A 19,094-nucleotide genomic window follows, 5' to 3' on the forward strand; every position below is an offset into this window, starting at 1 on the left:
CTCGCCCACCACGCTGGCGCGCAGTCCGCAAGCCCCAGATGGGGGCGGGCGGGAGACGCGCCTCGGCACCTCCTACCGCACCACCCCCTTAACCCGCAGCGCGTCCTGCGCCTCCGCCGGATACGCCAGCTGCTCCGCCAGGATCTCCGCGCTCGAATCCCCGAGCCCCGGCGGCATCCGGCGCACCGGCAGGCGCCGCCCGTCGAGCCGGTAGGGTGGGGCGATCACGTGGGCGTTGTCGGCGCCGCCGACCACGAGACCCGCCTCCCGGGCCCGGTCGCAGGTCAGCGCCTCGCGCAGGCCCATCACCTCGCCGCAGGGGATGCCGGCCGCCCGCAGCCGGGCGATCAGCGGGCCGCGCTGCCAGCGCGCCAGCGCGGCCTCCAGCACCGGGATGAAGGCCGCGCGGTTCTTCGAGCGGTCGAGGTTGGTGGCGAAGCGCGGATCGGCGACGAGATCCGGCCGCTCCAGCACTTGCTCGCAGAAGCGGCGGTACTGGCCGTTGTTGCCGACCGTGATCACCACGGGCCCGTCCGCGGCCTCGAACACCCCGTAGGGCACGATCGAGGGGTGGGCGTTGCCGTAGCGGGGCGGGTCGATGCCCCGGGCCAGCGCCTCCAGCCCGTAATAGGAGGTCAGCGCCACGCCGCAATCGAACAGCGCGAGGTCGATCGCCTTGCCGCGCCCGGTGCGCTCCCGCTGATAGAGGGCCGCCAGGACGGCCTGGGCGGCGTATTGCCCGGTGAACAGGTCCACCGCCGCGACCCCGAACTTCAGGGGCGGCCCGCCGGCCTCGCCGTTCAGCGCCATAACGCCGGATTCGCCCTGGACCACGAGGTCGTAGCCGGGCCGGCCCGCCTCCGAGCCGTCGGAAGCGTAGCCGGCAATCGAGCAGTAGATCAGCCCGGAATTCTCCGCCGCCAGGTCCGCGTAGCCGAGGCCGAGCTTCTCGGCCCCGCCGGTCTTGAAGTTCTGCACCAGCACGTCGCTCTCGCGGGCCAGCGCCTTCACGATCGCCAGCCCCTCCGGCGTGGCGAGATCGACGCCGATCGAGCGCTTGTTGCGGTTCACGCTGTCGAAATACGAGGTGTTGCCGGGGCTGGTGGGCACACCCCAGTCGCGGGTGTCGTCGCCGCGCTCCGGGTGCTCGACCTTGATCACGTCGGCGCCGAGGTCGCCCAGCACCTGCGCGCACCAGGGCCCCGCCAGGACCCGGGACAGGTCGAGCACCCGGATCCCGGCGAGCGGCAGATCGTGAGCCGGATCAGCATCCATCGAACGGGTCCTCGGCTTATGGAAAAATCCCGGCTTCAAAAGGTCTTCGACCTTTTGCGGGTCCAGGGCAGAGCCCTGGTGTCGGGCTTCGCCCGAAATCTGGGCTCCGCCCCGACACCCCGCCAAAGGGCTCGCCCTTTGGAAACCCCGTCCTCACGGCTCAAGCTCCCATGACGCCGTCGAGGCTGCGCACGGCCTCGATCAGCTTGGGGCGCGCCACGTCCAGGAGGAAGCGCGCATCGGTGATGACGGTGGGGGCGCCGCAATTGATCGACATGGGCGGCAGCCCGCCGCCGGGATGGAACCCGACCGCGATGGCGCAGACCGTCTCCTGCCACTCGCCGAACGAGGTGCAGCAGCCGATCTCCCGGTGCTCCGCCACGGCCCGGTCGAGGCCGGCGCGCAGCGCAGGCCACGCCACCGGGTCCAGCGCCTCCAGATCCGCGTAGAGGCTCGCGCGCTCCCGGTCGGGGCAGATTGCCACGTAGGCGCGCCCCATGGCGCTGCGGGCGAGCGAGATGCGCGAGCCGGTATCGAGATTGAGCGAGATCGCCGCCGGGCCGCGCTGGCACTCGACGTAGCGCATGCTCAGCCGGTCGCGCACGCCGAGCCCGACCGAGGCGTTGGCCGCCTCCGCCACCGCCCGCAGGATCGGCCGGGCGATCGCCCGCACGTCGAGCCCGCCGAGCGCCGCCGCGCTGAGCGCGATGGTGGCGGTGCCGAGCCGGTAGCGACCGAGCGCGGGCTCGTGCTGCAGGTAGCCGAGCTTGGTCAGCGTGTAGGTCAGCCGCGACACGGTGGAGCGGGGCAGGCCGCAGGCCGCGGCGATGTCGTGGTTGGCGAGGCTGGTGCGGCCCGGGCCGAAGCAGGCCAGGACCGACAATCCCCGGGCCAACGCCGTGACGAAGTGGCGATCCTCCTTGGCGCCGGATCCGGCGCCGTCGGGCTCGGCCAGCAGGATCTCTCCGGTCGTCATCGGCGCAGGAAGGCCGCGAAGGCCGCCTGCGCATCCGGCCCGCGGCGCAGGGCGTGGAACACCTCCGCTTCCTCGGCGAGTGCGCGGGCGACGGGCTCATCCTGGCCCCGGCGGAGGGCTTGCTTGGTGGCGGCGATCGAGGCCCGGGGCAGGGCGGCCAGCGACCGGGCCTTGGCGAGGGCCACCTCCAGCGCCGTCCCCGCCGGCACGGCGGCGTTGACGAGGCCGGCCGACACGGCATCGGCGGCCGTGAACGGCGCGCCGAGCATCAGCAGCTCGGCGGCGCGCTTCGTGCCCGCCACCAGCGGCAGCAGGTAGCTCGATCCGCCCTCGGGACTGAGGCCCAACGCCGTGAACGGCAGGCGGAACCGGGCGCCATCCCCCGCATAGGCGAGGTCGCAATGGAGCAGCAGCGTCGTGCCGATGCCGACCGCGTGCCCCTCGACCGCCGCCACGACCGGCTTCGGGCAGGCGCGCAGGGCCTTGAGGAAAGTCAGGCCGGGGCTGTCGCCCCCGGTCTCGACATCCTGGAAATCCCTGAGGTCGTTGCCGGCGGTGAAGCAGCCGCCCGCGCCGGTCAGCACCACGGCGGCCACGCTCGCGTCCCCGGCCACCGCCCGGAAGGCTTCGGCCAGCCCCGCATAGGCGGCGCGATCGAGGGCGTTGCGCCGCTCCGGCCGGTCGAGGGTGACCAGCCGGATGCCGGGCTCAGGATCGGTGAGGCGGATGGTCGAGGGAAGGGGCTCAGGCATCGGTCGCGCCGACGGTGCTCTGGAGCGGAACGCCTTTCCCCTCCCCCTTGCGGGTGACGATGGTCACGCATCCCCGGCGGACTCCGGCCTCGATGACGGAGCGCGACAGGCCCCCTCTCCCGTGCGGGAGAGGGTTGGGGTGAGGGACGAGAACCTTCAGACTTGAGCACGCCATAGAGGCGCGAAGGCGGCGCGCCATGTCCGGAACGTTCTCATCCCTCACCCGGCTTTCTGCGAAAGCAGACCTCTCCCGCACGGGAGAGGGGACCCGCGCTTCACTGAGCTGCCGCCGTGAGGATGCCCAAGGTGCGAATCCCCGGCGCCAATCCCCACCGAAGTTAGGCGTGTTCTGCGTGCGTTCGGCGATCGACAGCTGCGTCCTGACGCTCACGGCGCAGCCTCCCCCGCATAGTCCGCCGACACACCCGCGACGCGCCCCCGCGCCGCCGCGTAGTCCCGGGCCAGCCGGGCCACCAGATCGGCGGTGGCGGGGGCATCCGCGATGGTGCCGACGCCCTGGCCGGCGCCCCAGACATCCCGCCACGCCTTCACGCTGCTGCTGCCGAAATCCATCGCGGTCTTGTCGCGCACCGGCAGCGCGTCGGGATCGAGCCCGGCGGCGCGGATGCTCGGCGTCAGGTAATTGCCCGGCACGCCGGTGAAGTAGGGGGTGTACAGGATGTCGGAGGCCGCGCTGCCGGCGATCATGTCCTTGTAGGCCGGGGCCGCGTTCGCCTCCCGGGTGGCGATGAACCGGGTGCCCATGTAGGCGAGGTCGGCGCCCATCGCCTGGGCGGCCAGGATCGACGCGCCCGAGGTGATCGCCCCCGACAGGATCAGCGGCCCGTCGTAGAACCGGCGGATCTCGCCGACCAGGGCGAAGGGGCTCATCGTCCCCGCATGCCCGCCCGCCCCGGTACAGACCAGGATCAACCCGTCGACGCCGGCCTCCAGGGCCTTCTCGGCGTGGCGCACGGTGGTGACGTCGTGGAACACCACGCCGCCATAGGCGTGGACCGGGCGGATCACCGCGTCGGGCGCCCGCAGGGACGTGATGATGATCGGCACCCGGTGCCGGACGCAGGCCTCGACATCCTGCGCCAACCGGTCGTTGGAGGCGTGGACGATCTGGTTCACCGCAAACGGCGCGATCCGTCTCGACGGATCGGCGGCACGGGCCTCCGCGAGGGTTCGGGTGATCCGGGTGAGCCACTCGTCCAGCAGCTCGGCCGGGCGGGCGTTGAGCGCCGGAAACGAGCCGACCACGCCGGCGAGGCACTGGGCGATCACCAGCTCCGGGCCGGAGACGATGAACATCGGCGCGCAGATCACCGGCAGGGTGAGCCGGCCGCGCAGGGCCTCGGGCAGACGGCCGGCGGAGACCTGTTCGGGGCCGTCGCTCATCGCCGGCTCTCCGCCGCCTGACCCTGCGCCGGACAGGCGCTTCCGCGCCGCGCGCCCCGCTCGATGCCGCCCACCGTGATCCTCCCCCAGCCTCGTGCGGCCCGGCCATCGGTCACGGACCGCCGCCGAGTCCCGCCCGGGCCGTTTTGATGCCACGCGCCCGGGCCGCCGGTCAAACCTCCGCGCCGGCAGCCTTCTGCACTGCGGAACATCGCGTTTCATGTCCCGGACCGTTCCGATCCGTTCTTGACGATGGCGGCGGCGACGATCAACATCCGGCCGAATTGCGGACGTTTATTCTGCATTGCAGAACAACAGGGAGTTCCGGGTGGTTCGTCAGGAGGTCGCGGGCGGCGTGGCCGTGCTCACGCTCGCCAACCCGCCGGTCAACGCGCTCGGCGCCGCGATGCGGGCGGCCCTCGACGCGGCTTTCGCGCAGGCCATCGCGGACGATTCGGTCCGGGCGATCGTGCTGGCCGCCGAGGGCAGGGTGTTCGTGGGCGGCGCCGACATCACCGAATTCGGCAAGCCGCAGCAACCGCCGAGCCTGCCGGACGTGCTGGAGCGGCTCGATGCCAGCCCGAAGCCGGTGGTGGCGGCCATCGGCGGCGCGGCTTTGGGTGGCGGGCTGGAGCTGGCCCTGGCCTGCCACGGCCGCGTGGCGGCGCCCGCCGCCAAGCTCGGCCTGCCGGAGATCAAGCTCGGGATCATCCCGGGGGCGGGGGGCACGCAGCGCCTGCCGCGCCTGATCGGGCCCGACGCCGCCTTCGCGATGATGCTCACCGGCGAGCCGGCCTCCGCCGAGCGGGCGGCGGCGCTCGGGATCGTCGATGCCGTGGTGCTGGGCGACCTCGTGGCGGCGGCCCGGACCCGCGCCCTCGAACTCGCCGATTCCGGCGCCCTGCCGCGGGTGCGCGACCGGTCCGACACGCTCACCCCGGACGCGCAGAAGGCCTTCGAGGCGCGGGCCGCCGAGGCGGTGAAGCGCGATCCCGACGCCACCAACGTCCACGCCCTGGTCCGCGCCGCGCGGGCCGGCCTGGAGCGGGATTTCGATGCGGCCGTGGCGGTCGAGCGGGCCGAGTTCCGCACCCTGGTGGAGGATCCGCGCTCCAAGGCCCTGCGCTACGCCTTCTTCGCCGAGCGCGAGGCGGCGCGGGTGCCCGGCCTGCCGAAGGACACGCCGCGGCGCCCCATCCACACGGCCGCCGTCATTGGCGCCGGCACGATGGGCGGCGGCATCGCGATGTGCTTTTCCAATGCCGGCATCCCCGTGACGGTGATCGAGACGGAGGAGGGGGCCCTGACCCGCGGCCTCGACCGGGTGAAGGGCCTCTATGCCGGCTCGGCCAAGCGCGGTTCGATCACCGAGGCCCAGCGCGACGCGCGGATCGGCCGGATCACCGGCGCGATCGGCCTGGAGAACGCGAGCCACTTCGAGATCGTCATCGAGGCGGCCTTCGAGGATATGGGCGTCAAACGCGAGATTTTTTCGCGGCTCGACGCCATCGCCAAGCCCGGCGCGATCCTGGCCACCAACACCTCCTACCTCGACGTGAACGCCATCGCGGCCGTCACAAGCCGGCCGCAGGACGTGCTCGGTCTGCACTTCTTCAGCCCGGCCAACGTCATGCGCCTCGTGGAGGTGGTCCGTGCGGAAAAAACCGCGCCGGACGTGCTGGCCACCGCCCTGGACGTGGCGAAGCGCCTCAACAAGCTGCCGGTGACGGTGGGGGTCTGCTTCGGCTTCGTCGGCAACCGCATGCTGGAACGCCGCAGCCGCGCCGGCGAGCGCCTGCTGCTCGAAGGCGCGCTCCCGCACGCGGTCGATGCGGCGGTCACCGGCTTCGGCTTCAAGATGGGGCCCTTCGCCATGGGCGACCTCGCGGGGCTCGATATCGGCTGGCGCTCGCGCAAGGATTTCGGCGGCCGGGCCCCGGTGGCGGATTCGCTCGCCGAGATGGGTCGGTTCGGCCAGAAGACCGGCCGCGGTTTCTATCTCTACCCGGACGGCGCCCGCACCGGCAGCCGCGACCCGGAGGTCGAGGCGCTGATCGGGCGTGTCGCCGCCGAGCACGGCGTCACGCATCGTAGCTTCAGCGCGGACGAAATCGTGGCGCGGCTGATGTACCCGATGGTCAACGAAGGCGCGCGGATCCTGGAGGAGGGCATCGCGGCCCGTCCGAGCGACATCGATACGATCTGGATCAACGGCTACAACTGGCCGGCCTGGCGCGGCGGCCCGATGCACTGGGCCGATACGGTCGGGCTGAAGACCATCGCCGAGGCGCTGTCCCGCTTCGCGGCCGAGACCGGCGACGACAGCCAGGAGCCGGCGCCGCTGCTGAGGCGCCTCGCCGCCGAGGGCGGCCGCTTTGCCGACTGGACGGCGGCCTGATGCGGACTTGGTCCCGGTTTCCAAAGGTCCGAGACCTTTGGCGGGTGCAGGGCAGCGCCCTGCTGAAGGCCGCGGCCGCATCCGTCGGGGCGTCGCCCCGACACCCCACCGAAGGGCGTGACGCCCTTTGGAAACTCCGGAGGAACCCGTCATGACCGACGCGGTGATCGTCGCGACCGCCCGCACGCCCATCGGCAAGGCCCATCGCGGCGCGCTGAACCTCACCCGCGGCGCCGACCTCGCCGCCCACGCGATCCGGGGCGCCCTCGACCGGGCACGCCTGGAGCCCGAGGCCGTCGAGGAGGTGGTGCTCGGCTGCGGCTATCCGGAGAACGCCACCGGCGGCAACGTCGCCCGGCACGCCGCCCTGGTGGCGGGGCTCCCGGTCGCGTCGGCCGGCGTCACGGTCTCGCGCTTCTGTGCCTCGGGCCTGGAGGCGATCGCCAGCGCGGCCCGCCGCATCATCCTCGACGGCGTGCCGGTGGCGGTGGCGGGGGGCGTCGAGTCGATCAGCCTCGTCCAGCCGAAGGTGCAGCGGGAGCTGACCCGCAACGCGTGGCTGGAGGCCCACCTGCCGGCGATCTACATGCCGATGATCGAGACCGCCGACATCGTGGCCGAGCGCTACCGCATCTCCCGCGAAGCGCAGGATCTGTTCGCCCTGGAGAGTCAGCGCCGCACCGCGGCGGCGCAGGAACGCGGGCTGTTCGACGACGAGATCGTCCCGATGAGCGCCCTGATGGCTGTGACCGACAAGGCCACCGGCGAGACCCAGGAGGTCGAGACCCGGCTCGCCAGGGACGAGGGCAACCGGCCCGACACGACTCTGGAGGGGCTTTCCAAGCTCAAGCCCGTGCGCGGGGAGGGGGCCTTCATCACGGCGGGCAATGCGAGCCAGCTTTCGGACGGCGCCGCAGCCAGCGTGCTGATGTCGGCCGGGGAGGCGGCGCGGCGGGGTCTCACGCCGCTCGGCACCTTCCGGGGCTTCGCCTCGGCCGGCTGCGGACCGGACGAGATGGGCATCGGCCCGGTCTTCGCGGTGCCGCGGCTGCTGGAGCGGCAGGGTCTTACAGTGGCCGATATCGACCTGTGGGAGCTGAACGAGGCCTTCGCGTCGCAGTCGGTCTATTGCCGCGACAAGCTCGGGATCGACCCGGACAAGGTCAACGTCAACGGCGGGGCCATCGCGGTCGGCCACCCGTTCGGCATGTCGGGCGCGCGGCTCGTCGGCCACGCCCTGCTGGAGGGCCGTCGCCGCGGCGCGCGCTACGCCGTGGTGACGATGTGCGTCGCCGGCGGCCAGGGCTGCGCCGGCCTGTTCGAGATCGGGGGCTGACGATGGATCTCCGCTTTACGCCGGACGAGATCGCGTTCCGCGACGAGGTGCGGACTTTCTGCCGGACGGAGATTCCGGCCGACATCCGAAAAAAGGTCTCGGAGGGGCGCAGCCTCACGAAGGAGGATTACGTCACCAGCCAGCGGATCCTCAACGCCAAGGGCTGGGCGGTGCCGCACTGGCCGCAGGAATGGGGTGGCCGGGATTGGACCTCGATCCAGCGCTACATCTACACCGAGGAGCTGTTCCAGGCGGCGGTGCCGCTGCCGCAGCAGTTCAATTGCTACATGTTCGGGCCCGTGCTGGCGACCTTCGGGCGGCAGGACCAGAAGGCCCGCTTCCTCCCGCGCGCCGCCAATCTCGACGATTGGTGGTGCCAGGGCTTCTCCGAACCCGGCGCCGGCTCCGATCTCGCCTCGCTCAAGACCAAGGCGGTCCGCGATGGCGACCATTACGTCGTCGATGGTCAGAAGACGTGGACGACGCTCGGCCAGCACGCCGATTGGATCTTCTGCCTCGTCCGCACCGACTTCGAGGCCAAGAAGCAGCGCGGCATTTCCTTCCTGCTGATCGACATGAAGACGCCCGGCATCACCGTGCGGCCGATCCTCACCCTGGAGGGCCGGCACGAGGTCAACGAGGTTTTTTTCGATTCTGTCCGCGTGCCGGTCGAGAATCTCGTGGGCGAGGAGAACAAGGGCTGGGACTACGCGAAATTCCTGCTCGCCAACGAACGCACCGGCATCGCCCGGATCGGGCTGACCAAGGAGCGGATCGCCCGGATCAAGCGGCTGGCCCGCGAGATGCCGGCCGGGTCCGGCACGATGTGGGACGATCCCGCCTTCCGGACCCGGGTCGCGGAGGTCGAGATCGAGCTGAAGGCCCTGGAGATCACCCAGATGCGGGTGGCGGCCAAGCAGGGAAGGGCGGATTCGGTCGAGCCGGATCCGGCCTCCTCGCTCCTCAAGATCCGCGGCTCGCAGCTCCAGCAGGCGGCGACCGAGCTGCTGGTGGAGTTGGCCGGCCCCTTCGCCCTGGCGGCGCTCGCGCGCGGGGCGGGCGCCAACAACCTGCCTGGGGGCTTCGACTGGGTCGATGCGGCGGCGCCGAGCTACTTCAACAACCGCAAGGTCTCGATCTACGGCGGCTCGAACGAGATCCAGCACAACGTCATCGCCAAGGGTATTTTGGGGTTGTGAGGACGTTGTGAGGACAACGTCCCTCCCTCCCTCGCCCTCATCCTGAGGTGCCCGCGTCAGCGGGCCTCGAAGGAGGCCTCCAGCGATCGCGCGGCCGGCTGGAGCCCTCCTTCGAGGCCTCCGCTGCGCTCCGGCACCTCAGGATGAGGGGATGGCTGGGACGAACGTCGCGACCGTGAACTTCCGCGAAGGGACACCCCCATGGATTTCGACCTGAACGAGGACCAGTCGCTCCTGCGCGACTCGATCGAGCGGCTCGCCGCCGACCTCTATCCGTCGCTGGAGAGCCGGCAGGCGCGGCTGACGGCGCCGCTCGGCTTCCCCGCCGAGGGCTGGGCGGCGTTTGCCGAACTCGGCGTCACCGGCCTGCCGTTCTCGGAGGCGGAGGGCGGGTTCGGCGGCGGCCCGGTCGAGACCATGCTGGTCATGGAGGCGGTGGGACGCAACCTCGTGGTCGAGCCGCTGCTGGCGAGCCTCGTGCTGGGCGCGACGGCCCTGCGGCTCGGCGGCAGCGCGGCGCAGAAGGACCGCCTGGTTCCGGATCTCGTCTCAGGGAAGCTACGCCTCACCCTCGCCCATACCGAGCGCCAGTCCCGCTACGACCTCGCCGACGTGGCGACCACCGCCCGCCGCTCGGGCGACGGTTTCGTGCTGAGCGGCGCCAAGAGCGTCGTGCCCAACGCCGACGCGGCCGGGCTGATGGTGGTCTCAGCCCGCGTCTCGGGGGAGCGGCGCGACCCGCACGGGATCGGCCTGTTCCTGGTCCCGGCCGATGCCGCGGGCGTCGCCATCGAGGCCTATCCGACCCAGGATGGCGGCCGGGCCGCCGAGGTCTCCTTCTCGGATGTGACACTGCCGGCCGACGCGGCGCTCGGCGATCCGGAGGGCGGTCTGCCGCTCTTGGAGCGGGTGGTGGAGCACGGCATCGCGGCGCTCGCCGCCGAGGCGGTGGGCTCCATGGATGCGCTCCACAAACTGACGGTCGAATACCTCAAGACCCGCAAGCAGTTCGGCGTCAGCGTCGGCTCGTTCCAGGCCCTGCAGCACCGGGCCGTGGATATGCTGATCCAGCTGGAACAGGCCCGCTCGATGGCGCTCTACGCCGCCATGATGGTGGACACGCCCGACGCCAGAGCGCGGGCCGCAGCGCTGTCGGCCGTGAAGGTCCAGATCAACAAGGCCTGCCGCTATGTCGGCCAAGAGGCGGTGCAGCTCCACGGCGGCATCGGCATGACGCTCGAATACATCGGCGCCCACCATTTCAAGCGGCTCGCCATGATCGAGTACCAGCTCGGCGACACCGCCCATCACCTGCGCCGGATCACGCAGGACGAGAACGGCCTGCTGGCGGCCTAATCCGGGCGGACAAGGGGTTCCCAAAGGGTGTGCCCTTTGGTGGGGTGTCGGGGTGAAACCCCGACGAACAGGTCTCCGCCCCCCGGAAGGGGGAGGGAGACCTGTTTCGCAGGGCTCTGCCCTGCACCCGCAAAAGGTCTCGACCTTTTGAAACCCTTTTTAGACCGTTGCGCGATCAGTTGAACAGCGAGCCCACCCCGCCCTGCACGCGGCCGAGACCGGCACGGGCGACGGAATTGTTCGGGTCGATGGTCGAGGCGCGCTGGTAGTTCTCCATGGCCTCCTTGCGCTGGCCCTGCTTCTCGTAAGCCAAGCCGCGATACGCCCAGGAGGTGGCGTCCTTGTTGTTGACGTTGAGCGCCGCGTTGTAGTCCTCGATCGCCTTGCCGTACTGGTTGGTGGCGATCAGGCTCTGGCCGCGCGCCGCGTAGGGGGCCGCCACGAAGGGATTGCGGTCGATGGCGGCGTCGAAATCGGCGATCGCCTGGGTCTCCTGACCCTGCTTCTGCCGCACGAGGCCGCGGGCATGGTAGGCTTCGGCCGATTCCGGCATCAGCCGGATCGCGACGTTGAGGTCGCTGAGCGCCTGATCGAGGTTGCCCTGGGCGCGCTCGACATTGGCGCGGCCGATATAGGCCGGGCCGTAATTCGGATCGATGGCGATTGCCTTGGTGAAGTCCTGCAGCGCGGGTCCGTCGCGGCCGACCTGGCGGCTGGCGAGCGCCCGGTTGTTGTAGGCCGAGGCCGAGTTCGGATCGAGCTGGATCGCCTTGGTGAAATCCCCGATGGCGTCGTTGAACTGGCCGGCGCGGGCATAGGCGGCGCCGCGCGTGGTATAGGCGGCCGCGTCGTTCGGATTGCGTTGGATCACCTCGGAGAGCGACGCGATGTTGACCGTGGTGGCACCCGTAGTGTCCGTCTCCAGCACCGCGTATTGGCGCGGGCCGGCGGCGCTCCCGACGGTCTCGCAGCCCGCCAGCACCGCAGCCGAAACCAGGGCCGCGCCGATCAGCGCTGTCCTCCGTGCCAGCCCGTTGCGTACGATCATCGCCCCACTCTCCCCGAGGCGCAGCCCGCATCCCGCGCGCCCGCCCCGCCCCTCGCCGTTCTCAAGCCCGCGCCGCGCGCCGGGTCCACCCGCTCCGGGGTACCGTCGCGCATTACGGTGAAGGCCAGCTTAAGAAGCACGCCTGCCTGATTCGACCCGTCGCCCGTCCAGGCGTGGGGGAATCGACCGGCAGCCTTCGACACCGACCACACCGTGGTGGAAGCGGCGGGATGTGGCGAAGGTATGGCCCGCGCGCACGCCGGCCCCGCGGCAGGCGCTCAGGCCGCCACGCAGCGGCAGGGGTGTGCCTTTGAGGCCTCAGCCGACCGGTTCGGATCCCAGGCGGGTGACGTGCCCCATCTTCCGGCCGGGCCGGGCCTCGCCCTTGCCGTAGAGGTGCAGGTGGGCGCCGGGCTCAGCCAGCAGCGCATGCCAGTCGTCGGCCTGGGCGCCGATCAGGTTGCGCATCTCCACCGGCAGGCCGCCGGTCCGCGCCGGATCGCCGAGCGGCCAGCCGCAGACCGCCCGGACATGTTGAGCAAATTGCGAAGTCCGCGCGCCCTCGATGGTCCAGTGGCCGGAATTGTGGACCCGCGGCGCGATCTCGTTGACCACGAGGCGCTCAGCGCCGTCCTCCCGCACCAGGAACATCTCAACGGCGAGCACACCGACATAGTCGAGCGCGTCGGCGATGCGCTTGGCGATATCGAGGGCGGCACGGCTGGTCTCGGGCGTCAGGCCGGGGGCCGGCACCCGGGTCAAGGCCAGGATGTGGTCGCGGTGCTCGTTCTCGCACAGGTCGAAGGCCGCGAAGCTGCCGTCGTGCGCGCGGGCGCCCACCACCGAGACTTCGCGCTCGAACGACACGAAGCCCTCAAGGATCAGCGGCGCGCCGCCGAACTCGGCGAACAGGGCGTTGCGGTCACCCTCGGATCGCTCCCGCAAAATGCGTTGGCCCTTGCCGTCATAGCCGAAGCGGCGGGTCTTGAGCACGGCCGGCAGGCCGATCGTGGCGATCGCCCGGTCGAGATCGTCGGGCGTGTCGACGGCCTGGAACGGCGCGGTCGGGATGCCGAGCCCGTTGATGAATTCTTTTTCCGATAGGCGGTCCTGCGTGGTGGACAACGCCCGCGCGTTCGGGTGCAGGGGGGCGTGCCGGGCCAGGATGTCGGCGGTGGCGTGCGGGATGTTCTCGAACTCGTAGGTGACGACATCGACGCTGCGCGCGAAATCCGCCAGCGCTTGCGGATCGTCGTAGGCCGCGCAGGTGGTACGGGCGGCGACATCGAAAGCGGGGCTGTCGCCGTCGGGGGCGTAGACGTGCACCTTGAGCCCGTAATTCGCCGCCGCGAGCGCGATCATGCGCCCGAGCTGCCCGCCACCGACGATGCCGAGGGTGGAGCCGGGGCCGAGGGTCTTGTCCGTCACGCGAAAAACTCGTCCGTCACGATGTCGCTTCCGTCTCCGGCCGCTCGGCCACCGAGGCGGTCTGGGCCGCACGCCACGCTTCGAGACGCTCCGCCAGACCCGGGTCGGAGAGCGCCAGCACCGATGCGGCCAGCAACGCCGCGTTGACCGCCCCGGCCCGGCCGATCGCCAGGGTCCCCACGGGAATTCCGGCCGGCATCTGCACGATCGACAGCAGGCTGTCCTGGCCGGAGAGCGCCTTCGATTCCACCGGCACGCCGAAGACCGGCAGGCGGGTCATCGCCGCCGCCATGCCCGGCAGGTGCGCGGCGCCGCCCGCCCCCGCGATCACGACCTTGAGACCGGCCGCGACCGCGCCCTTGGCGAAGGCGACGAGCCGATCCGGGGTGCGGTGGGCCGACACGATGCGCGCGTCGTAGGGCACGGCGAGCGCATCGAGCGTCTCGGCGGCGTGCCGCATGGTCGCCCAGTCGGACTGGCTGCCCATGATGATCGCGACCGGAGGCGACACCATCGTTGATCCCGGCAAAAGAGGGCGCTTACAGCCGCGGCGGCCCTGCGGCAAGGCTGCTCCGGACGGCGTCCACTGGCATCAGGCGATGATGTCCGGCGTAATCGCGTCCTCGATGTGGTAGATCCGGTCGCGCAGGGTCAGCTTGCGCTTCTTCAGGCGCTGGATCTGCAGCTGATCGCCGGCGACGCTCCGCTCCAGCGCCTCGATGGCGCTGTCGAGATCGCGGTGCTCCTCGCGCAACCGAGCCAGTTCGGCCTCGAGTTCCGACTGCGCGTTCTCACTCGACTCATCCGCCATCGTCACCTGCGGGCCAAAGGATCGCTCATCACCCGATGAGAGCATGCGTCACGCCCTTTCTTGGGACAAGCCATGCCGGAAAGCCTTCACCAAGCTTAGCCGGAGAAAACGCTTCAACAGGTGCGGCATCCTGTGTCAGTCTTGGCGTGTCGAAACGATGACAGGAGATTCGACTCATGTCGCTGCAGACGCATCTGAGCCAACTCGCCCGGAAGCACGAAGCCCTCGAGCGCGAGATTCACGAAGCGATCCACAGACCTTCGGCGAACGACCTCCACATCGCCGAACTGAAGCGACGGAAACTCCTCCTCAAGGACGAGATCAATCGGCTGCGGGGGGCCGGCGACACCCTGCACTGAGCCACTGATTCGTCTTCACAGTTCATAGACCCGGCACGACAGTCGCCGCCGCATCGGGAGCCCCGGTGCGGCGGTTCTCGCTTGGTCCGGGCAGAGCCCCTCGGCGGCTTGGCATACGCTGGTTGCTCACGCGCGCGGACCCGTCGCGCGCCTGCACGAGAATGCGCTACTCTGCCGCCGCCGCCGGAGAGCGGCCCGCGGGGGAACGCCGACCGATGACGAATGCCAGCCCTCCGGGCCGCTATCCCGAGATCTACGAAGCGGCGCGTCGCGACCCAGAGGCGTTCTGGCTCGATGCGGCCCGGGCGATCGACTGGGCGCAGACGCCCACCCAAGCCTTTGCGCCCGAATCTGGCCCCTACGGCCGCTGGTTCCCGGACGGGTCGCTCAACGCCTGCCACAACGCCGTCGACCGCCACGCCGACGGAGCACGGGCCGAGCAGGTGGCGATCCGCTACGATTCCCCCGTGACCGGCACGAAGCGCAGCATCACCTACCGGGCGTTGCGCGATGAAGTGTCGACGCTGGCCGCGGTCCTGGCCGGGCTCGGGGTCGGCAAGGGCGACCGGGTGATCCTGTACATGCCGATGGTGCCGGAGGCTTTGTGCGGCATGCTGGCCTGCGCCCGGCTCGGTGCGGTCCACTCGGTGGTGTTCGGCGGCTTCGCGGCGAACGAGCTGGCGGTGCGGATCGAGGATGCGGCGCCGAAGGTGATACTGGCCGCCTCGTGCGGGATCGAGCCGAACCGGGTGGTCGCCTACAAGCCGCTTCTCGACGCGGCGATCGACGCCTCGCGCCACAAGCCCGAGTCCTGCCTGATCCTCCAGCGCCCGCAAGGCCCCGCGACGCTCGTGCCGGGGCGGGACCGCGACTGGGCCGAGGCCTTGGCGGACGCCGCGGCAGCGGGGGAGCGGACGGCGTGCGTGCCGGTCGCCGCCACCGACCCGCTCTACATCCTCTACACCTCCGGAACGACGGGGAAGCCGAAGGGCGTGGTGCGTGACACGGGCGGCTATCTCGTCGCCCTCGCGTGGTCGATGCCGAACCTCTACGGGGTGCAGCCCGGCGAGACCTATTTCTGCGCCTCCGACATCGGTTGGGTCGTCGGTCACTCCTACATCGTCTACGCGCCGCTCCTGCACGGCTGCACGACGGTGCTGTACGAGGGCAAGCCCGTGGGCACCCCCGATGCCGGCGCCTTCTGGCGGGTGGTCGCCGAGTACCGCGTCGTGTGCCTGTTCACGGCGCCGACGGCGCTGCGGGCGATCAAGAAGGAGGATTCCAAGGGCGCGCGGATCGCCGATTACGACCTCTCGGCCTTCCGCAGCCTGTTCCTGGCCGGCGAGCGCGCGGATCCGGACTCGGTCGCCTGGGCCGAGCGGGTGCTGAACCGGCCGGTCGTCGACCATTGGTGGCAGACCGAGACCGGCTGGCCGATCGCCGGCAATCCGATGGGGCTCGGCCTGCTGCCGGTGAAGCACGGCAGCACCTGCGTGCCGATGCCGGGCTACCGGGTCGAGGTTCTGGACGAGGGCGGCAAGCCCGTCCCGGCCGACACGATGGGCACCATCGCGATCCGCCTGCCCCTGCCGCCCGGCTGCCTGCCGACCCTCTGGGGCTCGGACGCGCGTATGCGGTCGAGCTACCTCGCCACCTTCCCGGGCTATTACGACACCTCGGATGCCGGCGTGATCGACGCGGACGGCTACATCACGGTCCTCGGGCGGACCGACGACATCATCAACGTCGCCGGCCACCGGCTCTCGACCGGCGGCATGGAGGCGGTCCTGGCCGGCCATCCGGATGTGGCCGAATGCGCGGTGATCGGCATCCGCGATTCCCTGAAGGGCGAGGTGCCCTGCGGCTTCGTGGTGCTGAAGGCCGGGGTCGATCGTCCCACCGAAGCGATCGAACGAGAGCTGGTCGCCAAGGTGCGCGACGAGATCGGCCCGGTGGCCGCCTTCAAGCTGGCGCTCACCGTGCCGCGGCTGCCCAAGACGCGCTCGGGTAAGATCCTGCGCGCCACGATGAAGCGCATCGCCGACCACGAGCCGTGGACGATGCCCGCCACGATCGACGACGCCACGGCCCTCGACGAGATCGGCGAGAGCCTGAAGGACCGAGGGATCGGCGAACATTAGGGATCCCAAAGGGCAAGCCCTTTGGCGGGGCGTCGGGGCAGAGCCCCGACATTCGGGCTTCGCCCGACGATCGAGCGAAGCTCGACAGCAGGGTTCCACCCTGCACCCGCAAAAGGCCCCGGCCTTTTGAAACCATGACTTTTTTCCGAGTGCGCTTCTTGCGCCTCGCCAGCCCATGACCATCTCTAGACCATCCAACCGGATGGCCGAGAGATGGCGAGACGATGAGCAACATGGGACCCGAGCCCCGGCCGAAGGTGCCGGACAGCGAGAAGATCACGGTCAATCTCGGCTTCGTCGATCTCGGTCGCATCGACCTGATGGTCCGCGACGGCTTCTACGCCAACCGGGCCGACTTCATCCGCACGGCCGTGCGCAACCAGCTCGACCGCCACGACGACGCGGTTCGCCAATCCGTGGCCCGGCGCCAGCTCCGCCTCGGGATCGCGCATTACGGGCGGGTCGATCTCGAAGCAGCTCGAGATGCCGGGCGCCCGCTGCACATCCAGGTCCTGGGCCTCGCCACCGTCGCGGGCGACGTCACGCCGGATCTCGCCCGCGCCGCCATCGCCTCGGTGGAGGTCCTCGGTACCTTCCAGGCGAGCCCAGCCGTGAAGGCCGCCCTGGCCGACCGGATCGTCTGACGTCCCACACAGCCGGTCGCAGAGGCGGGTGAACCGTCCGGCCCTGTCCGCCCCCCTTTCGAAGGATCGGCCTCATGTTCCGCTTTCCCAAACTCGACCTGTCCAAACTCGACCTGCCGAAATTCGACCCCACCCTGAACGGCGGCCCCGGCACCGACCGGCTCGCCGAGCGGATGGCGCAGCTTCAGCGCGCGCAGAAGGCGGCCTTCACCAAATGGGCGCGGACCTATGGTCAGCCGGGTCAGCCCCCCCGTCCGGCCGGCGGCGATGAGACGATCGTCGACATGGAGGCGCCCGAAGCCCCCGGCGGCGCCTGGACGGCCCCCCGGCCGGATCGGGGCAGGGCGGCGGAGCCGGAGCTCGATCTGTCGGCGATGATGCGCACGCTGCGTGAGGGACGCCCGACGTCCCGCGGCCGGTCACCGGTTGCGGTCCCGCCCGGCGCGCGGTTCGAGGAGCGGGTGTTCACGAGCGCCGCCGGCAGCCGGCGCTACAAGGTCTACGTGCCGAGCGGCTACACCGGTCGGGCCCTGCCCCTGGTGGTGATGCTGCATGGCTGCACCCAGGACCCGGACGATTTCGCCGCGGGCACGCAGATGAACGTCCTCGCCGAGGAGCAGACGTTCCTGGTGGCGTATCCGGCACAGGCGCAGTCGGCACACATGCAGCGGTGCTGGAACTGGTACGCGGCCGGCGATCAGGTCCGCGAGGGCGGGGAGCCGGAACTCATCGCCGGCATCGCCCGTGCGGTGATGGCGGAGTTCTCGGCGGACCCGGCCCGGGTCTATGCAGCTGGGCTCTCGGCCGGCGGTGCCGCGGCGGCGATCCTGGCGGCCACCTACCCGGACCTGTTCGCCGCCGTCGGGATCCATTCCGGGCTGGCCTGCGGGGCCGCCCGCGACCTGCCGAGCGCCCTCGCGGCGATGAAGGGACAGGCCGGGCCCGCCGCGACGAACCGTCAGCCGGTGCCCACCATCGTGTTCCACGGCGACGGCGACCGCACCGTGCATTCCGCCAATGGCGATCAGGTGATGGCCCAGGCCGGCGCCGCCCCGGGGGTCACCAAGACGGTCACGCGGGAGACAAGCCCCGGGGGCATGGCCTACACCCGCACGGTCCGCACCGATGCGAACGACCGCGCTGTCCAGGAGCATTGGCTGCTGCACGGGGCCGGTCATGCCTGGTCCGGGGGCAGCCCGGCCGGATCCTACACGGAACCGCGGGGACCGGATGCAAGCCGCGCAATGGTGCGCTTCTTCCTGTCCCACGCGCTGGGACCGCGCCCCCGGGCCTGATGCCGGGGACGCGGGCTCCGCTCACTCGGGATCGGCGTCGTCCGAGCCCTCGTCCGGCGCGAGGTCGGCGTCCGGCGTCCGGCCGGAGAGGGTCGACGCATAAGCATCCGGCCCCGGCCGGGCGGCGAGCGAGGCCGGCATCCGCTGCGGGCCTCGCTCGGACGGGATCAGGGTCGCGGTCGCCGCGATCAGGCCGGCCATCGAGCGGAGCTTCTCGGGCTGGCGCGGGTCGTGGGCGATGAGCGCCGCGTCCTTCTGCAGGCGCAGGTTGCAGGCCGGCGTAGGCAGGCCGCCATCCGGCGTACAGCCGTCGTGGCGGGCGCAGGCCGCGTCGAGGGCGTCGATCGGCGGCAGCGGGGCGTTGTTACCCGGCCCGCAGTAATTGCCGTAGATCAGCATCTTCGGGCCGCCGAAGGCGGCGGGCTGGGCCTGCGACGGCGCCGCGAGGACGGCGAAGCCGGTAGCCAGGAGGAGCGGGGCGGCAAGTCTCGTGATCATCGTCAGGACCTCAAGCGATCTCGCCCCCTCAGGCGCACGGTACACGACACAGTGGCGGCGGGCGGCGCGCCGTGGTGGACTGAGGGATTCCTCGCCAAAGGGATCCCCCCATGTCCGCTTGTCTGCGCACCGCCCTGATCGAGAGCCTATCGGCGCATCTGGGCCTGGGCAAAT

At 71.0% G+C, this 19,094-nt stretch carries 17 protein-coding genes; 8 read left to right on the forward strand and 9 right to left on the reverse strand.

The genetic code is table 11. The annotated features are described in order from the left end of the window. Window positions 1–72: 72 nt before the first annotated feature. The 4 genes from MKK63_RS16080 to MKK63_RS16095 form a co-directional block, all read right to left on the reverse strand. A complete protein-coding gene (locus MKK63_RS16080; RefSeq protein ID WP_244003460.1) occupies window positions 73–1,275 on the reverse strand; it encodes a CaiB/BaiF CoA transferase family protein in 1,203 nt (400 codons plus the stop codon). 160 nt (window positions 1,276–1,435) lie between these two features. Next, on the reverse strand, window positions 1,436–2,251 hold the full coding sequence (locus MKK63_RS16085) for an IclR family transcriptional regulator (RefSeq protein ID WP_244003462.1): 816 nt from the start codon (window positions 2,249–2,251) through the stop codon (window positions 1,436–1,438). Further along, window positions 2,248–3,003, reverse strand: coding sequence for an enoyl-CoA hydratase/isomerase family protein (locus MKK63_RS16090; protein ID WP_244003464.1), 756 nt, complete (start codon window positions 3,001–3,003; stop codon window positions 2,248–2,250). Before MKK63_RS16090 ends, MKK63_RS16085 begins: the two co-directional genes overlap by 4 nt. A 387-nt stretch (window positions 3,004–3,390) precedes the next feature. Beyond that, a complete protein-coding gene (locus tag MKK63_RS16095; protein ID WP_244003466.1) occupies window positions 3,391–4,407 on the reverse strand; it encodes an NAD(P)H-dependent flavin oxidoreductase in 1,017 nt (338 codons plus the stop codon). 328 nt (window positions 4,408–4,735) lie between these two features. Between MKK63_RS16095 and MKK63_RS16100 the strand changes: the two genes are divergently transcribed. From MKK63_RS16100 to MKK63_RS16115, 4 genes are all read left to right on the forward strand, one after another. Next, complete coding sequence (locus MKK63_RS16100) at window positions 4,736–6,805, forward strand: 3-hydroxyacyl-CoA dehydrogenase NAD-binding domain-containing protein (RefSeq protein WP_244003468.1); 2,070 nt, start codon at window positions 4,736–4,738, stop codon at window positions 6,803–6,805. A gap of 151 nt (window positions 6,806–6,956) precedes the next feature. Next, a complete protein-coding gene (locus tag MKK63_RS16105; protein ID WP_244003470.1) occupies window positions 6,957–8,141 on the forward strand; it encodes an acetyl-CoA C-acyltransferase in 1,185 nt (394 codons plus the stop codon). A gap of 2 nt (window positions 8,142–8,143) precedes the next feature. Next, window positions 8,144–9,340, forward strand: coding sequence for an acyl-CoA dehydrogenase family protein (locus MKK63_RS16110; protein WP_244003472.1), 1,197 nt, complete (start codon window positions 8,144–8,146; stop codon window positions 9,338–9,340). Window positions 9,341–9,541: 201 nt separating this feature from the next. Next, window positions 9,542–10,696, forward strand: coding sequence for an acyl-CoA dehydrogenase family protein (locus MKK63_RS16115; protein WP_244003474.1), 1,155 nt, complete (start codon window positions 9,542–9,544; stop codon window positions 10,694–10,696). A gap of 175 nt (window positions 10,697–10,871) precedes the next feature. Here the strand turns inward: MKK63_RS16115 and MKK63_RS16120 are convergent, their stop codons facing one another. From MKK63_RS16120 to MKK63_RS16135, 4 genes are all read right to left on the reverse strand, one after another. Next, window positions 10,872–11,744 (reverse strand): tetratricopeptide repeat protein, encoded by an 873-nt coding sequence (locus tag MKK63_RS16120; protein WP_244003476.1) that lies wholly within the window; start codon window positions 11,742–11,744, stop codon window positions 10,872–10,874. Between the two features lie 318 nt (window positions 11,745–12,062). Then, window positions 12,063–13,172 (reverse strand): 5-(carboxyamino)imidazole ribonucleotide synthase, encoded by a 1,110-nt coding sequence (locus MKK63_RS16125; protein ID WP_244003478.1) that lies wholly within the window; start codon window positions 13,170–13,172, stop codon window positions 12,063–12,065. Between the two features lie 16 nt (window positions 13,173–13,188). Next, window positions 13,189–13,686 (reverse strand): 5-(carboxyamino)imidazole ribonucleotide mutase, encoded by a 498-nt coding sequence (gene purE / locus MKK63_RS16130; protein ID WP_244003480.1) that lies wholly within the window; start codon window positions 13,684–13,686, stop codon window positions 13,189–13,191. Window positions 13,687–13,764: 78 nt separating this feature from the next. Beyond that, window positions 13,765–13,983, reverse strand: coding sequence for a YdcH family protein (locus tag MKK63_RS16135; RefSeq protein ID WP_244003482.1), 219 nt, complete (start codon window positions 13,981–13,983; stop codon window positions 13,765–13,767). Between the two features lie 176 nt (window positions 13,984–14,159). On the opposite strand from MKK63_RS16135, the gene MKK63_RS16140 reads away from it, so the two are divergent. From MKK63_RS16140 to MKK63_RS16155, 4 genes are all read left to right on the forward strand, one after another. Then, window positions 14,160–14,342 carry a YdcH family protein gene (locus tag MKK63_RS16140; RefSeq protein ID WP_243919813.1) on the forward strand — a complete coding sequence of 61 codons (183 nt, stop codon included), beginning with the start codon at window positions 14,160–14,162 and terminating at the stop codon, window positions 14,340–14,342. 215 nt (window positions 14,343–14,557) lie between these two features. Further along, window positions 14,558–16,483 carry a propionyl-CoA synthetase gene (locus MKK63_RS16145; protein ID WP_244003485.1) on the forward strand — a complete coding sequence of 642 codons (1,926 nt, stop codon included), beginning with the start codon at window positions 14,558–14,560 and terminating at the stop codon, window positions 16,481–16,483. 224 nt (window positions 16,484–16,707) lie between these two features. Next, window positions 16,708–17,127, forward strand: coding sequence for a CopG family transcriptional regulator (locus MKK63_RS16150; protein WP_244003487.1), 420 nt, complete (start codon window positions 16,708–16,710; stop codon window positions 17,125–17,127). A 74-nt stretch (window positions 17,128–17,201) separates the two neighbouring features. Further along, window positions 17,202–18,422 carry an alpha/beta hydrolase family esterase gene (locus MKK63_RS16155; RefSeq protein WP_244003489.1) on the forward strand — a complete coding sequence of 407 codons (1,221 nt, stop codon included), beginning with the start codon at window positions 17,202–17,204 and terminating at the stop codon, window positions 18,420–18,422. Window positions 18,423–18,443: 21 nt separating this feature from the next. Here MKK63_RS16155 and MKK63_RS16160 read toward each other — a convergent pair whose 3' ends face one another. Continuing rightward, window positions 18,444–18,920, reverse strand: coding sequence for a hypothetical protein (locus MKK63_RS16160; RefSeq protein WP_244003491.1), 477 nt, complete (start codon window positions 18,918–18,920; stop codon window positions 18,444–18,446). Between the last annotated feature and the right edge of the window lie 174 nt (window positions 18,921–19,094).

Origin of the sequence: Methylobacterium sp. J-088, from assembly GCF_022829295.1 — a bacterium.
Taxonomy (GTDB): Bacteria; Pseudomonadota; Alphaproteobacteria; order Rhizobiales; family Beijerinckiaceae; genus Methylobacterium.